Origin of the sequence: Lacrimispora sp. (assembly GCF_032078915.1) — a bacterium.
Classification (GTDB): Bacteria; Bacillota; Clostridia; order Lachnospirales; family Lachnospiraceae; genus Lacrimispora.
Genome location: NZ_DAMAUN010000028.1, coordinates 32,317 through 46,762, shown reverse-complemented (window position 1 = coordinate 46,762; position 14,446 = coordinate 32,317). Strand labels below are relative to the sequence as shown.

At 45.1% G+C, this 14,446-nt stretch carries 14 protein-coding genes; 11 read left to right on the top strand and 3 right to left on the bottom strand.

What is annotated here, in order from left to right:
* The first annotated feature begins 12 nt into the window (after positions 1 to 12).
* From RT269_RS12915 to RT269_RS12905, 3 genes are read left to right on the top strand one after another with little or no spacing between them, the layout of a single operon-like run.
* On the top strand, positions 13 to 1,041 hold the full coding sequence (locus RT269_RS12915) for an ABC transporter substrate-binding protein (protein ID WP_313183161.1): 1,029 nt from the start codon (positions 13 to 15) through the stop codon (positions 1,039 to 1,041).
* Positions 1,042 to 1,055: 14 nt separating this feature from the next.
* A complete protein-coding gene (locus RT269_RS12910; RefSeq protein WP_313183159.1) occupies positions 1,056 to 2,780 on the top strand; it encodes a sensor histidine kinase in 1,725 nt (574 codons plus the stop codon).
* Positions 2,752 to 3,528: a response regulator transcription factor gene (locus RT269_RS12905; RefSeq protein ID WP_313183158.1), complete on the top strand. Its 777-nt coding sequence runs from the start codon at positions 2,752 to 2,754 to the stop codon at positions 3,526 to 3,528. The genes RT269_RS12910 and RT269_RS12905 overlap by 29 nt, the downstream gene beginning before the upstream one ends.
* A 63-nt stretch (positions 3,529 to 3,591) precedes the next feature.
* Here the strand turns inward: RT269_RS12905 and RT269_RS12900 are convergent, their stop codons facing one another.
* Positions 3,592 to 4,263, bottom strand: coding sequence for a YjjG family noncanonical pyrimidine nucleotidase (locus RT269_RS12900; RefSeq protein WP_313183157.1), 672 nt, complete (start codon positions 4,261 to 4,263; stop codon positions 3,592 to 3,594).
* A gap of 4 nt (positions 4,264 to 4,267) precedes the next feature.
* A complete protein-coding gene (locus RT269_RS12895) occupies positions 4,268 to 4,906 on the bottom strand; it encodes a YczE/YyaS/YitT family protein (protein ID WP_313183155.1) in 639 nt (212 codons plus the stop codon).
* 88 nt (positions 4,907 to 4,994) lie between these two features.
* On the opposite strand from RT269_RS12895, the gene RT269_RS12890 reads away from it, so the two are divergent.
* The 7 genes from RT269_RS12890 to RT269_RS12860 all read left to right on the top strand — a co-directional run bounded on the left by RT269_RS12890 (position 4,995) and on the right by RT269_RS12860 (position 12,517).
* Complete coding sequence (locus RT269_RS12890) at positions 4,995 to 5,621, top strand: cyclic nucleotide-binding domain-containing protein (RefSeq protein WP_313183154.1); 627 nt, start codon at positions 4,995 to 4,997, stop codon at positions 5,619 to 5,621.
* Between the two features lie 163 nt (positions 5,622 to 5,784).
* Positions 5,785 to 6,570, top strand: a complete 786-nt coding sequence (locus RT269_RS12885) for a M48 family metallopeptidase (protein ID WP_313183153.1) — start codon at positions 5,785 to 5,787, stop codon at positions 6,568 to 6,570.
* Positions 6,542 to 7,612 (top strand): MCP four helix bundle domain-containing protein, encoded by a 1,071-nt coding sequence (locus RT269_RS12880; RefSeq protein WP_313183152.1) that lies wholly within the window; start codon positions 6,542 to 6,544, stop codon positions 7,610 to 7,612. The genes RT269_RS12885 and RT269_RS12880 overlap by 29 nt, the downstream gene beginning before the upstream one ends.
* On the top strand, positions 7,572 to 9,290 hold the full coding sequence (gene recJ, locus RT269_RS12875; RefSeq protein ID WP_313183150.1) for a single-stranded-DNA-specific exonuclease RecJ: 1,719 nt from the start codon (positions 7,572 to 7,574) through the stop codon (positions 9,288 to 9,290). The genes RT269_RS12880 and recJ overlap by 41 nt, the downstream gene beginning before the upstream one ends.
* Before the next feature lie 141 nt (positions 9,291 to 9,431).
* The gene (gene glyA / locus RT269_RS12870) at positions 9,432 to 10,679 is read left to right on the top strand and encodes a serine hydroxymethyltransferase (protein WP_313183183.1); all 1,248 of its coding nucleotides are present in this window, start codon (positions 9,432 to 9,434) and stop codon (positions 10,677 to 10,679) included.
* A gap of 237 nt (positions 10,680 to 10,916) precedes the next feature.
* Positions 10,917 to 11,720: a flagellar motor stator protein MotA gene (gene motA / locus RT269_RS12865; RefSeq protein ID WP_313183149.1), complete on the top strand. Its 804-nt coding sequence runs from the start codon at positions 10,917 to 10,919 to the stop codon at positions 11,718 to 11,720.
* Between the two features lie 11 nt (positions 11,721 to 11,731).
* Positions 11,732 to 12,517, top strand: a complete 786-nt coding sequence (locus RT269_RS12860) for an OmpA/MotB family protein (RefSeq protein ID WP_313183147.1) — start codon at positions 11,732 to 11,734, stop codon at positions 12,515 to 12,517.
* 84 nt (positions 12,518 to 12,601) lie between these two features.
* Here RT269_RS12860 and RT269_RS12855 read toward each other — a convergent pair whose 3' ends face one another.
* Entirely contained in the window at positions 12,602 to 12,772 is a 171-nt protein-coding gene (locus tag RT269_RS12855) for a DUF1540 domain-containing protein (protein WP_100042944.1), read from the bottom strand.
* Positions 12,773 to 12,977: 205 nt separating this feature from the next.
* Here RT269_RS12855 and RT269_RS12850 point away from each other — a divergent pair, with 205 nt between their 5' ends.
* Positions 12,978 to 14,351, top strand: coding sequence for a uracil-xanthine permease family protein (locus RT269_RS12850; protein WP_313183145.1), 1,374 nt, complete (start codon positions 12,978 to 12,980; stop codon positions 14,349 to 14,351).
* Positions 14,352 to 14,446 lie beyond the last annotated feature (95 nt).

Below are 14,446 nucleotides of genomic sequence, written 5' to 3'. Positions count from 1 at the left end.
GAAACAGGGACGATGAAAGGCTGGATGGTATGTGCTGCGGCCCTTCTGTGCATTGGCTGTCTGGCAGGCTGCGACCGCAGTTCCCGGATGGTGCCCGCAGAGTTTCATAAGGATGAGGAACTGGTGGTGTACTGTCCTCATCCGCTGGAATTTATCAATCCCATTGTATCGGAATTTGAGGAACAGACAGGGATTAAGGTGGAGGTATGTACGGGAGGGACAGGAGAACTGTTAAACATGGTGGAGAACAGGAAGGAACCCAGATGTGATATCTTCTGGGGGGGCTCCCTGTCTACCACCATGGCTAAAAGTGAGCTGTTTGAGCCTTATATCAGCAAAAATGAATCCATGATCCAGGAAGATTTCAGGAATAGGGAAGGAAACATGACCCGGTTTACTGATGTTCCAAGCCTTCTTATGGTGAATGCCAATCTGGCCGGAGATATTGCCATTGAAGGGTATGGGGACCTTCTTAAGCCTGAGCTTTTCGGAAAGATTGCCATGTGCGATCCTTCTACCTCTTCCTCAGCATTTGAGCATCTGATCAATATGCTTTATGCGATGGGAGGAGGAGAACCGGAGGCCGGCTGGGATTATGTGGAAGCCTTTTGTAAAAACCTGGATGGAAAGCTTCTGCAAAGCTCCTCTGAAGTATATCAGGGAGTGGCTGAGGGGCGCTATACAGTGGGACTTACCTTTGAAGAGGGGGCAGCCCACTACATTGCCTCCGGATATCCGGTCAGTGTGGTGTATATGAAGGAGGGTGTTATATCCAAGCCGGATGTGGTATGCATCATCAAGGGGTCCGGCCACATGGAGTCAGCAAAACAATTTGTGGATTTTGTAACGGGTAAGGATGCCCAGACGGTTATTTCTGAAAGTCTTGGAAGGCGTTCCGTGAGGACGGATGTAAATGAACCGGAGTATCTGCTGGATAAACAGGCGATCCACATCATTTATGACGAGGAAGGCGTGGTAAAGGAGAACAAAATAGAATGGCTGAGACGCTTTTCAGAGGTTTTTCAAAGCACCCTGAATTAGAATAGGGAGGGAGCATGAAAAAGGGACGATATTTCAAAGATGAGCTGCGCCGCCTGATCATGGGATATGCCATCATTCCGGCAGTAGGTTTTACCCTGATCTGTACCCTGGTTTTTCTTGCGGTCCTGCTCTATGGGAAAAAAAGCGGGAATGAGTCCCACAATGCTTTCGTGGCGGAGGAACTGGAAAAAGTTCTTACAGGGTATGAGGAGAAGCTTGATGTGCTTTCGGTTTCTGACCTGCTTTTTGACAGGGATTCCGGTGCAGCCGGACGGATGGCCGTGTTTGAGCAATTTTACGGGATGTCCGACCAGTTGGGATATAAGGCGGATCTGTATGTTTTTGACGGTGAGAAGCGGGTGCTGTTATCCACAAGAAAGGATATCCCGGATTACTTATCAGGCAGGGAGGATATCCGCTGGGGCTTGTTTGGAGCCATGGATGAGAATCCGGGGGAGACCAGAGTTCGCTTAATGGAAGCCTGGAAAGGCCCGGACCGGGATATTGCCATGGGCATGGCAGTGATGCGGGGAGATAAAAAGGCGGGATACTTAATCTTCACCATTAACAGCAGCCAGTTTAAGCCGGCGCTTGACCGGTCAGAAAGCCAAACCATCATTGCAGACCGGTTTGGCTGGGTTTATTTAAGCAGCAATTATTATTTGGTGAGCAGCAGCAGCCAGGTGTTAAAGGTGCTTGAGACGGCAGGTGAGTATCTGCCTTATGAAAAGAAGATGTTTCTCATATCCGTTCATCCGGCATACCGTAACATGTTTTTAATTTATTCTGTGACGGATATCCAGAATATCGTGTTTTCCCTGGGGCTTAGCAGTGCGCTCATCATTACGGCTCTTGTGCTGATGACCATATGGGTGCTGATCAGTACGAAGAAGGTGACGGAACGGAAGACCAGGGATTTTTACCGTCTTCTTCATGTCATGGAAAAAGCCAGAGATGGGAATTTAGACGCTTCCATAGAGATAGAAAGTGAAAATGAATTCCGGATCATAGCTGATGCCTACCGGGAAACCATTGCCAGTTTAAAGCTGCAGATGGAGAATAACAGAAAGATGACGGAGCTGGTGGCAGCTTCCCAGAATAAGCAGCTGGAAACCCAGTTTAATCCCCATTTTTTATTTAATACTCTGGAAAATATCCGGTATATGTGCATTATCCAGCCGGAGACAGCCGGGAAGATGGTGTTCAGCCTGTCTAACCTGCTTCGTTACAGCCTGGATGGCAGCAGGACGGAAGTTACCCTGGAAGAGGATTTAGAGCACCTGGAGAATTATTTAACAATCTTAAAATACCGGTTCAACCGCCGGTTTACCTATGTGATTGACGTGGAGGAAGAGGTTCTATCCTGCCGGATCCCCAGGCTGGTGCTGCAGCCCATGATCGAAAATTCCGTTAAATACGGGTTTGGCAACCAGGAAAATTTAAGGGTGGAGCTTAAGGCCTATATTCACGAAGACCGGCTGATCATGATCTGCAGGGATGACGGGATCGGGATGACTCCAGGGGTTTTAAGTGACATTCAGGCCTTATTGGAGCAGGAAGAAAACAACAAACGGCATTCCGGGCTTTATAATATCCACAGACGGTGCAGGATCCTTTACGGAAGGCCTTATGGAGTGGAGATACGCAGTGCAGAAGGGCTTGGCACAACGCTGGTGGTGACCCTTCCGGCACAAAGGGAGGAAGTATATAATGTTACGGGTGATGATAGCGGAAGATGAGGATATTATCCGCAAGGGACTGATCTATACCATGGATTGGATGGGTATGGACTGTGTGGTGGTGGCTGAGGCGGCAAATGGACAGGAGGGGCTTTTAAAGATCCTTGAGCACAAGCCGGATGTGGTCGTTGCAGATATCTGCATGCCGTTTATGGACGGGATTGAAATGATAAAGGAAGCCTCTAAGAGCGTGAAGTTTAAAAGCATCCTTCTGACAAGCTATGCGGAATTTGAATATGCAAGAAGGGCCATATCCGCCGGGGTCAGTGAATACCTGCTAAAGCCGGTGGATGAAGAAAAGCTTGCGGTCCTTATGAAAAGGCTGGGAGAGGAAATCGCAAACAGCCGCCAGGTGGAGTATGTGATGGAGCAGGCGGAATCAGACGCAGGGATCATGAACCTGGAATATTATATGCAGCTGGATCTTTCAGAAAACAAGTATGTATCAAAGGCGATCCAGGAGATCAAGTCAGGGTATGGGGATAAGCTGAGCGTGGAATCCATATCAGATAAGCTGGGAGTAAGCGCCAGCTATTTAAGCAGGAAGTTCAAAGAGGTGACCGGACAGACCTTCCTGGATTTTTTAAACAAGTACCGGATTTCCCAGGCCATTGTTCTGTTAAATACCGAGCAATACCGGATCGGCGAGGTTTCCGATGCAACGGGATTTACGGATTATAAACATTTTTGTGCGGTATTTAAGAAGTACACCTTGAAATCGCCGTCAAAGTTCATGAAAGGGATTTAGAATATCCGATTGACCAGAAAGCCCGGCAGCGGAAGCTGCCGGGCAATGATGGAATAGAAAAAGTTAAAAGTTTAACAATTCGGTAATATCATGAATGGTATGGGTTGCTGCTGTTGGCAGGGGCTCTGGGGAGGGGCTGAAAAGACAGGAATCAATGCTTGCACCTACTGCACCCTGAATGTCAGAGGATAAGCTGTCTCCTACCATGATGGTCTTATCCTTTTCAAAGTTTGGGATATTTTTAAAACAGTGCTGGAAAAAATGAAGGGATGGCTTTTCATAACCCACTTTTTCCGATATGAACATTCCTTCGAAAAGATGAAAGATGCCGGCGTTTTTAAGACGCTGGATCTGGGTGGAATAAACACCGTTTGATGCGGTGTATAAATGTTTCCCCCGCTCATTTAACTTGATCAGGGTTTCCTTGGCGCCAGGGATTAAATCGGAGTTGCTGCCAAGATGCCCACGGTAACGCCCTTCCGCCTCTTCTCCGTTAATTTCCATGTCATAAAGGCGGAAGAATTCATGAAAGCGGGTATTAAGAAGCTCTTCTCTTCCTATCTTTCCCTGCTCTAATAAATCCCATAAATGCCGGTTCATTTTCTTATAATGGGACAGCATTTCATCATGGTATTCCAAATCATAGGATTGGATCATCTTTATAAAGCCCTGCTTTTCGGCAGCATCAAAATCCAGCAGGGTATTGTCTATATCCAGTAAATAAATCTGGTACATGTATTTATTCCTCCTTAGTTAAATGTTTTTTGAAAAAATCATAACAGATCCCCAGCAGCGGTGCCAGGAGAAGAATGCTGATAACGGTTCCTTCCCTTATTTGCAGAGGGGTATGTGAAAATAAGGTCAGGCATAAAGTGATGATTAAGAATATCACATCAAAGCTCATACGGACAGCGGTGAACTTTTTTTTATATGCTTCACTAATGATAAGGCACATACTTTCCAGAGGGAATTTTACGATTCCGATTGCAAGAACGGCCCCCAGGCTGATGGAAGCAATTATAATACCGATTAAATAAAGCAGGACTCTGTAAAAATAGCTTTCCACGGTAAAAATAGAAAGTAAGTGATACAGAAACAGGTTGATGATGTATCCGTTTGCAATGGTTGCTATAATCTGTATCCCATCCTTGTAGTCTAAACGGGTACGTCTTAAAAGTAAATAGGAAATGAAGAACAGCGTATTGATCCCATTGAGTATGGTACCAACCTTCATTTGAATGGTGTAAGATAATGTTACTGCCAATGCATTTAAGACGCTTTGCCCGATAGCTGCCTTTAGCTGCAGCGATATCCCGAAGCCAAAAAACAAAAAGGATATCACGGTTATGGCCAGGTCGTTTATTTTTTTTCTGCTCATTGTTTTCACCTCGGGAATATGATACCATAAATATAGATTGATGACTATGAGAATTATCATTTAGGGAATAAAGGTTGATGGAAAAAATATGGAAAAAGACAATATGTATGAAATACCAGACAGCCTTGCTGCGGCCGGGAAGGAAAGGCTTTTTCCTGCGGGGAAGAATATCTTTCATGTGGATGAGAGGATCACCCATTGCTATCTGATTCTTTCGGGAATGGTGAAAATCTATATTGACCATGAAAACGGACGCCGGTCCATTCTCGATTTCGCGGGAAAGGGCGACTGGCTGGGGGAACTTTCCTTATTCCGCCAGGAAGATTATATCAAAGAAAATAAAGTAATAGAGGAGGTGATCTGTCTGGAATTTGAACTGGATCGGTTAAGGCAGATCTGCAAAGAGAAGGCAGAAGTATCCTTTTATTTTGCGTCCTCTATTTCCAATAAGCTGATGGTTAGGAGCTACCGGCTGAGTGAATACTTAAATTATTCATTGGAAAAGAGACTCGCTTCCTTTATTCTTAAATATCAGCAGAATGGAAAATACACCATATCTCATACGGATGTTTCGGAGTATATGAATATCAGTTACCGTCACGTACTCTTTGTCATGAAGAAATTTTGTGATGACGGAATTCTAAAAAAGGATAAGGGGTACCGGATTGCAGATCAAAAAAGACTGGAAGAAATCTCTGATGGTTTCATATCATAAGGAAAATGATATGTAGGAAGACAGTTATAAGGGAACCTGCCTGCCGGGTTCTCTTATTTTGCATTTCAGACCTTTAAGTTATGTATTGTTTCTTTTCCATTTATTCGATATAATTGGGAATACGAGTTTAAGCAGAGAAAAGAGAAAAGAGGAAGAAAAAGGGTTGGGAATCAGATATTTGGAAGCAAAAGGTCATGACAGCAGAGAAGAAACAGGTGTGATTTCCTTTGTTGATGGAAGCGCATGTTCTTACAGGATCATAAAATCGGACAGGCGTACCATGGCCCTGCAGGTCACGAAAGCGGGAGAGGTTTTCGTTAGGCTTCCCAGGCGCCTTCCCTTTAAGGCAGGGCATGAGCTGGTGCTAAAGAACAGAGACTGGGTCTTTGCGCAGGTGGAAAAGATCCGGATAGCGTCAGAGAAAAAGTCGGCTTTTCACTGGACGGAAGGGGCATCTGTGCTTCTTTACGGAGACTGCCGGCTCCTTCATATAAAGTCCGATCCTAAGAAGAAAGCTTTTTGTGTACAGGATACAAAGGAGGGGCTGGTGGTTTCCGGTCCGGTTTCGTCCTATGAGGAGAACGAACTGGAAGCAGCCGTTAAAGAGGCGGTGAAGCTTTGGTACAGGCGGGAAGCCAGAGGATATTTAGAGTCAAAAGCAGCCAGCTGGTCTGCATTCATGAAAGTGGACTATGGGAAAATTGCAATACGGGATCAGGCGACCCGGTGGGGAAGCTGCAGTGCCAGGGGGAATTTAAACTTCAACTGGAGGCTTGTGCTTCTTCCGGAAGAACTGGCTGATTATGTGGTGGTGCATGAACTGGCACACCGCCTTCAAATGAACCATTCCCCTGCATTTTGGGAGATTGTGGAAAGAGAATTACCGGATTACCGGTTAAGGAGGAGAGAACTAAGGCGTTATGAAGGTGAAGTTTATCAGAAATATTAAAATTAAAACCAAGCTCCTGTTTTTAGGTGGAATCAGCATAATGGGACTTATTTTTATGGGATCGGATTCTATAATAACAGCCAGGCGGATCAACGAAGCAAGTACTGAAATTTCCCAGTCCTGGGTACCTGCCATCATCATTGCCGAGGAACTGAATACCAGGACATCAGACTATCGCATTAAGGAATATAACCACGTTATCACAAGCGACAGCAGGGATATGGACCGGCTGGAGGAAGACATGGCTCAGATCCGGGAAGACATCGCCCGTGGTTTTACGGATTATGGTTTTTATATCGCCAATGAAACGGACCGGAAGCTCATAGAGGAGGCGGAAAGGGAATGGAATAAGTACCTGGAGTACAGCGGCCGCCTGCTTGTCATAAGCCGCCAAAACCATACACAGGAAGCGTTTGATATGATCATAGGGGATTCCGGACAGTTATTTGATAATGCCAGCAACGGACTATTAAAGGTGGCGGATTTTAACCGCAAAGGGTCCGAGGCGGCCAGCATTCAAGGTGATAATCTTTATGATCAGCTTACGAAAATAAAAATCATAACCATCTGCCTGATCAGCGGGATCGTTTCTCTCCTGATCATTTATATCATAATTGCCATTGATAAACCAGTGAAAGCCCTTGTAGAAGGGACCGGAAGAGTTGCCAACGGAGATCTGGAGGTATATCTTCCCTACCGTTCCAAAGACGAGATCGGAGTTCTGACCAATTCCGTCAACCAGCTGATCAAGCGGCTTAAACACATTATCGATGATGAGAAATATCTGTTCCAGGAGATTGGAAGTGAGAATTTTGAAGTGAAGTCTACCTGTGAGCATGCTTACCGCGGCGATTTTGCGCCCATCCTCTATTCCATTACCAGCTTAATGAGCCGGCTTGATGCGGCGAAAAAGCGAAAGGAAAGGGGAACAGAAGACTTACCAGCAGAAAACGAAAAGGAAGAACTGGCCAAAAGAGCCGTTTGCAGGGAGATAACGAAACATGGCAGAAGAGAAATGGATGCTTCAGACAAAAAGGGCTGATTTTGAAGAAATGGCAAGATGCTACCGCATCACCCCGGTGACTGCGAGAATCATAAGAAACCGGAATGTGATGGGGCATGAAGCGGTGGAGAAATACTTGTACGGCGGGTTAAAGGACCTCTATAGCCCTCACCTTCTTAAGGATATGGACCGGACCGTGGCGATCCTTAAGGAAAAGACAGAACAGTTAAAGCCTATAAGGATCGTAGGGGATTATGATATAGACGGAGTTTGCTCCACTTATCTTTTGTACCAGGCGCTGTCCCAGGTGGGAGCTGTGGTGGACTATGAGATCCCGGACCGGTTAAAGGATGGCTATGGAATCAATGAATCCATTATCCGGGCAGCAGCAGCAGATGGCATTGATACCATACTCACCTGTGACAACGGAATCGCCGCAGTGGGGCAGATCAGGCTTGCAAAGGAGCTGGGACTTACGGTTCTTATCACGGATCACCATGATATTATGAAGGAGGACGGCAAGGAGATTCTGCCTCCCGCAGACGCGGTGGTAAACCCAAAACAGGAGGAGTGCCAATATCCTTTTCCAGATATTTGCGGAGGATTGGTGGCCTATAAGCTGGTTCAGGCTCTTTATGAGGAATTTCATGTGCCTTTGGAGAAGTGGCTTGAGATGGTGGAGTTCGCTGCCATCGCAACTGTGGGCGATGTGATGAAGCTTCAGGATGAGAACCGGATCATTGTTAAGGAAGGGCTTAAAAGGATCGGGCAGACAAAGAGCCTGGGGCTCTTAAAGCTTATTGAGAGGAACGATCTGGACAAGGATCAGATCACTGCCTATCAGATCGGATTTGTAATCGGACCCTGCTTAAATGCGGGAGGCCGCCTTCAGACGGCCAAGCTGGCCTTATCCCTGCTTCTTTGCCGGGAGGAGGAGGAAGCGGATCAGATGGCTCTGGAATTAAAAGCGTTAAATGACCAGCGAAAGACCATGACAAAACAGGGGACCATCGAGGCCGTGGAACAGGTGGAAGCCCTCTATAGTGAGGATAAAGTTCTGGTGGTATATTTACCGGAGTGTCATGAATCCCTGGCAGGGATCATTGCGGGACGGCTGCGGGAGCAATTCCAGAAACCTGCTTTTGTCCTGACGGATGGGGAAGAGTGTGTCAAAGGCTCCGGCCGTTCCATTGAAACTTACCATATGTTTGACGCCCTGGTTGAGGTGAAAGATCTGCTGTTAAAATTCGGCGGTCATCCCATGGCAGCCGGCTTATCCCTTCTGAAAGAGCATGTGGATGAATTCAGGAAATGCCTAAATGAACAGGCAGGGCTGACGGAAGAGGATTTCATACGAAAGGTATGGATCGATGTTCCCATGCCCCTGGAGTACATAGATGAGCCTTTGATCGAAGAGCTGGAGCTTTTAGAGCCATTTGGCCAGGGCAATGAAAAGCCTTTGTTCGCCCAAAAGGGCCTTAATATCCGAAGTGTCCGCGTTTTGGGGAAAAACAGAAATGCCGTGAAGTTTTCTCTTGCCACGGACCAGGGGACGCCAATGGATGCCATGCTGTTTGCTGACGGAGACTCCTTTTTGGAAGAGCTGGGAGACAGCCGGGTCCTTGATGTAATCTATTATCCTGCTGTGAATGAGTATAATGGGAATAAGAATCTGCAGATTGTAATAAGGAATTATAAAATTCCAAAGAGTCTGTAACGAAGAAAGTATAGATGAAATACCTTGCAAAAAGATTCACTATGAATTAAACTTGTGACAGGAAGCGTAACATACAGCCGCAGTTTTCTAATATGAAACTGTGGTGATTAAATAAACATAAGGAAAGGCTAGGGAATGGACATGGTAAATGAGGTTATGAAATTTATCACCGGCTATGATAAGGAAGTGGGAGAAGCCATTGAAAAGGAGTGTGCAAGACAGAGAAGAAATCTGGAATTGATTGCATCGGAAAATATTGTTTCAGAACCGGTTATGATGGCAATGGGAACAGTGCTTACCAATAAGTATGCAGAAGGTTATCCGGGAAAGCGTTATTATGGCGGCTGCGAGGATGTGGATATTGTTGAGACCATTGCCATAGAGCGTGCAAAAAAGATATTCGGCTGTGATTATGCCAACGTCCAGCCTCATTCCGGGGCTCAGGCCAACATGGCGGTTTTTCTTGCCATGCTGCAGCCAGGAGATACGGTCATGGGCATGAATTTAAACCATGGCGGCCACTTAACTCATGGAAGCCCTGTTAATTTTTCCGGTTTGTATTTTAATATAATCCCTTACGGCGTAGATGATGATGGCTTTCTTGATTATGATGAGATGGAAAGGCTTGCCATTTTGCACAAACCGAAATTAATTGTTGCAGGTGCCAGTGCCTACGGAAGAGCCATTGACTTTAAGAGATTCCGGGAGGCTGCTGACAAAGCCGGCGCTTATCTTATGGTAGATATGGCACATATTGCAGGTCTTGTTGCGGCAGGAATTCATGAGAGTCCTATTCCTTATGCAGATGTAGTGACAACGACCACTCATAAGACTCTCCGTGGACCGAGAGGCGGAATGATTTTAGCAAACCAGGAAGCCGCGGATAAATTCAATTTCAATAAGGCTATTTTCCCCGGAACCCAGGGTGGTCCTTTGGAGCATGTAATCGCCGGTAAGGCCGTCTGCTTTGGTGAAGCCTTAAAGCCTGAGTTTAAGACCTATCAGGAGCAGGTGGTAAAAAACGCAAAGGCCCTGGCTGCCGCCCTGATCAAGCAGGGATTCAACATCCTGACAGGCGGTACAGATAATCATCTGATGCTGATCGACTTAAGAGGGATGGAGGTAACCGGAAAGGAACTGCAGAACCGCTGTGATGAGGTTTATATTACTCTGAACAAAAATGCAGTGCCAAACGATCCAAGAAGCCCATTTGTGACTTCCGGTGTCCGCGTGGGAACTCCGGCTGTTACCTCAAGAGGTTTAAAGGAAGAGGATATGGAAACGATCGCAGAGTGCATCTGGCTGGCTGCTACGGATTTTGAAAGTAAAGCTGATTACATTAGATCTGAGGTAACAAAGATCTGTGATAAATATCCGCTGTATGAATAAAGGAATATAAAAAAGAGGCTGCCATGAAAGAATTTACATCGGATTTTGTGCAAGAAGTGGATTATTATGCTCAGTATCTGATAAGAAATCTTTCATGGCAGCCTTTTTGTATTTTTAACGATTATTTAATACTCCATCAGCGACAAATATATTATACTATAACGGGCTGTGCGCGTTGGTCTTGCTCAGCCTGATAAATAGAAGCACTACTAATTCGGATTACACAAAGGAGAAACTATGGAAATAACCACCATCCTGGGAGTTATAATAGGCGTTGTCGCCGTTGTCGGCGCTATGATTTTTAAGCACATTGAATTTTCAGTCCTTATTAACCCCGCAGCTTTTTTTGTTATTATTGTCGGAACTGTAGCCACAATTTTGAATTCATTTCCAATGCAGAATATTAAATCCATCGGATCGCTGTTCAGAGTTCTTTTTACAAAACAAAAAGGATCCTCTGAGGCCGAAATGATTGAATTAATGTATAATCTATCAAAACAAGCCCGCTCAGAGGGGCTTTTGTCCCTGGAAGCCAAGGCAGAAGAACTTCAAGACCCTTTTTTAAAAAAGGGCATTCGTTTGCTTGTTGACGGAGCCGGGGAAGAATTGATCGAAGAGATATTAGAAACTGAAATTTCTGCAATGGAAAAGAGACATGAAATCAATGCCAGCATTTTTTCATCGGCAGGTACATATGCTCCTACTCTGGGTGTTTTGGGTGCAGTGTTTGGTTTGATCGCTGCGATGTCATCAATTAACGATACAGAACGAATGGCCGAAGCAATCGCTGCGGCGTTTATTGCAACGATTCTTGGTATTTTCACCGGCTACGTGCTATGGAACCCATTTGCAAAAAAGCTTAAAGTAAAAAGCCAGCAGGAAGTAATGGCGAAAGAAATTATTATAAAGGGTGTACTATCCATGCAGCATGGTGATTCCCCCTTTATACTCAGGGAAAAGTTACTTGCTGCTCTCCCGAAATCCAAGCAGAAAAAAATATCTGAGCAGGACCCAACATCTGATCAGGGCAAAAAGGGATAAGGTGATCACGTATGTCAAAAGAGAGAGAGCATGTACACCAGGAAGAAGAAGCAGGCGAAGCATGGCTTCTGCCATATTCGGATTTAATGACCCTGCTGCTGGCAGTTTTTATTGTACTTTTTGCTGTCAGTAAGATCGACTCCGAAAAAGCACAGAAGATTTCCGAACAGTTTGCAGGAACTATGATGGATAAAAACTATGCTGCCGGAGTGGCATCGGGAACTGGTTCCGGTGGAACCGGAGCATCGTCAGGCGGTCCGTTAAATATTGAAACACAAAGCGAGCTGGAGAGCTTTTTGGGAGAGTACGAGCTAAAAAAGCTGGAAGTTATAAAGACCGAGCTTGATACAAAGCTGCATAATCAAGGCATGGATCAATCGGTATCAACCATGATTGATATGCGCGGTCTTGTAATCAGACTAAATAATGCCATATTCTTTGACTCTGGAAGTGCGGAAGTTAAGAAACAAAGTGAGGAAACTTTGGTTGAAGTTGCAGGCATTCTGAATACGATTGATAATTATATACGTGTTGAGGGCCATACCGACAACGTTCCCATCAGACGCAGCAATTATCCTTCCAACTGGGAATTATCTACTGCAAGAGCTGTCAATGTTGTAAAGATTTTTATTAATAAATGTAATTTTTCGCCTGATAAGCTAATTGCTGTCGGTTATGGAGAGTTTAAACCTGTGGCAGACAATGATACACCGGAAGGAAGGGCGAAAAACAGGCGTATTGATGTCATTGTCCTAAGTTCAAAATACGACAATCTGGAAGAACAGCTGGTGAAATAAGGATGGAATTTATGATCCATAATATGAAAAACTGCGCGGCATTTATGCCGCGCAGTTTTTTTAGGAGGAAATTAAATTTTGCTGTTATGCCTGGTTCTTGAAAGATTCGCAGTCAGTGCATTCCTTCTTTGTAGGATTCTGTTCATGAGTTCCCACTTTAATTCTCTCCAGTGTGCAATAATCTTCGCTTTTTGCATGATAAGCGCAATTATCGATGGAGCATTCGATACATTCATTCTTTCCGTTTACTAACATGGGTAAACCCTCCTTGATTGATTATTACGTCTATATTGTGTTCAGAATCAGCTGAATTATTATGGCAATTTTTTCTTAAGAAGGCCTGTGTTATAGTTCTGTTAAACTAAAAGTTTTTTTGTTGACCAAAAAAATTTTTTGTGTTATTCTTTTTTTCGTCAAAACAGCACAAAATTCGCTGACAACTAACTATGGAGGTGTAGTAATGGGCAATTCAAAACAATATGATCTTATTTACCAACTGGACGGCAGACCACCGTTAAAAATTGCGGTTCCTCTTGGTCTTCAGCATGTTATGGCAATGTTTGTTGGTAATCTGGCTCCAATTTTTATCCTGACCGGCGCTATGAGCACACAGGATGCACCATTTCCTCCGGAATTACGGATTATGATGATTCAGTGCGCCATGTTTGTATCCGGACTTGCCACCCTTCTTCAGCTCTACCCGCTGAAATTGGGAATCATTCAGGTAGGTGCACGCCTTCCCATCGTTATGGGAACAGCATTTGCATTCGTACCAACCATGCAGGGGCTTGGGGCAAAGCTGTTGGCTGAACAGGTCGCTCCGGTTGAAGCCATGGGTTACGTATTGGGTGGTGTGATCGCAGGAAGCGTGATCGAGCTGCTTATGGGTATTTTCTTAAAGCCTCTGAAAAAATTCTTTCCGCCGCTTGTAATCGGTGCAGTTCTCATTACCATTGGTATCAAACTGCTTACGACTGGTGCTACCTATTTTGTAGGCGGTGCAGGTGCAAAGGATATCGGCGCAGGAAAGTACTGGCTGGTTGGCGGCATCGTGCTGCTGGTCATTGTTCTCCTTAACCATTTTGCAACCGGTATGTTAAAAGCTACTGCTATTTTAATTGGTATCGTCGTTGGCTATATTGTGGCGGCCCTTACAGGAATGGTGGATTTTGGAACTGTTTCCAGTGCAGCATGGTTCAGCGTTCCCATGCCATTGGTGATTAAGCCTCTGTTCCGTTCAGACATCATTTTCCCGTTCTTTGCGGTATACGTGGTTGCAGGTCTTGAGACCATGGGGAATGCAAACGGCATCACCATTTCTGCTTTTGGACGTGAAGCCACTGCAGAGGAGATTTCCGGCGGAATTATATCTGATGCTGTCAGCTGTGCATTTGCAGGTATCTTCAACGTTCTTCCAAACACGGCGTTCGGCCAGAACGTGGGTATCATTGCAATGACTAAGGTTATCAACCGGTTCTGTATCGCCATCGGCGCCATCGTTTTAATCATTGCAGGTCTGTTCCCTAAAATCGGTGCCATTTTCAATGCAATGCCTAACTGTGTTATGGGTGGTGCGGTAATTACTGTTTTTGCCATGATTTTCTTAAATGGTGTGAAGATGCTGTTAAAGGAAGGTCTGGATGACACAAACAGCCTGATCCTTGCCATCACGCTTGGTCTTGGATTTGGTGTGGGAAACTTAGCCGATTCGGTTAAGGAAAACTTTCCTGCTGCTCTCCGTTTTATCTTTGCGGAGCCAGTGGCTGCAGTCTGTATTGTAAGTGTTCTGGCTTGTATCTTTTTAAGGCCGCAACAAAAAAACACAGAGAAATAAGCTGCATTACAGCAATTATTATATATAGAAAGAACCCTGTCCGGCTGATAAGCCGGCCGGGGTTTTTCGGTTTATAGATCATATAGACTGTTGGA

Excerpts from the sequence above, each read along its gene's own strand:
- RT269_RS12915 (WP_313183161.1), top strand. The coding sequence starts at position 13 with ATGAAAGGCTGGATGGTATGTGCTGCGGCCCTTCTGTGCATTGGCTGT.
- RT269_RS12910 (WP_313183159.1), top strand. The coding sequence starts at position 1,056 with ATGAAAAAGGGACGATATTTCAAAGATGAGCTGCGCCGCCTGATCATG.
- RT269_RS12905 (WP_313183158.1), top strand. The coding sequence starts at position 2,752 with ATGTTACGGGTGATGATAGCGGAAGATGAGGATATTATCCGCAAGGGA.
- RT269_RS12900 (WP_313183157.1), bottom strand. The coding sequence starts at position 4,263 with ATGTACCAGATTTATTTACTGGATATAGACAATACCCTGCTGGATTTT.
- RT269_RS12895 (WP_313183155.1), bottom strand. The coding sequence starts at position 4,906 with ATGAGCAGAAAAAAAATAAACGACCTGGCCATAACCGTGATATCCTTT.
- RT269_RS12890 (WP_313183154.1), top strand. The coding sequence starts at position 4,995 with ATGGAAAAAGACAATATGTATGAAATACCAGACAGCCTTGCTGCGGCC.
- RT269_RS12880 (WP_313183152.1), top strand. The coding sequence starts at position 6,542 with ATGAAGGTGAAGTTTATCAGAAATATTAAAATTAAAACCAAGCTCCTG.
- recJ (WP_313183150.1), top strand. The coding sequence starts at position 7,572 with ATGGCAGAAGAGAAATGGATGCTTCAGACAAAAAGGGCTGATTTTGAA.
- glyA (WP_313183183.1), top strand. The coding sequence starts at position 9,432 with ATGGTAAATGAGGTTATGAAATTTATCACCGGCTATGATAAGGAAGTG.
- motA (WP_313183149.1), top strand. The coding sequence starts at position 10,917 with ATGGAAATAACCACCATCCTGGGAGTTATAATAGGCGTTGTCGCCGTT.
- RT269_RS12860 (WP_313183147.1), top strand. The coding sequence starts at position 11,732 with ATGTCAAAAGAGAGAGAGCATGTACACCAGGAAGAAGAAGCAGGCGAA.
- RT269_RS12855 (WP_100042944.1), bottom strand. The coding sequence starts at position 12,772 with ATGTTAGTAAACGGAAAGAATGAATGTATCGAATGCTCCATCGATAAT.
- RT269_RS12850 (WP_313183145.1), top strand. The coding sequence starts at position 12,978 with ATGGGCAATTCAAAACAATATGATCTTATTTACCAACTGGACGGCAGA.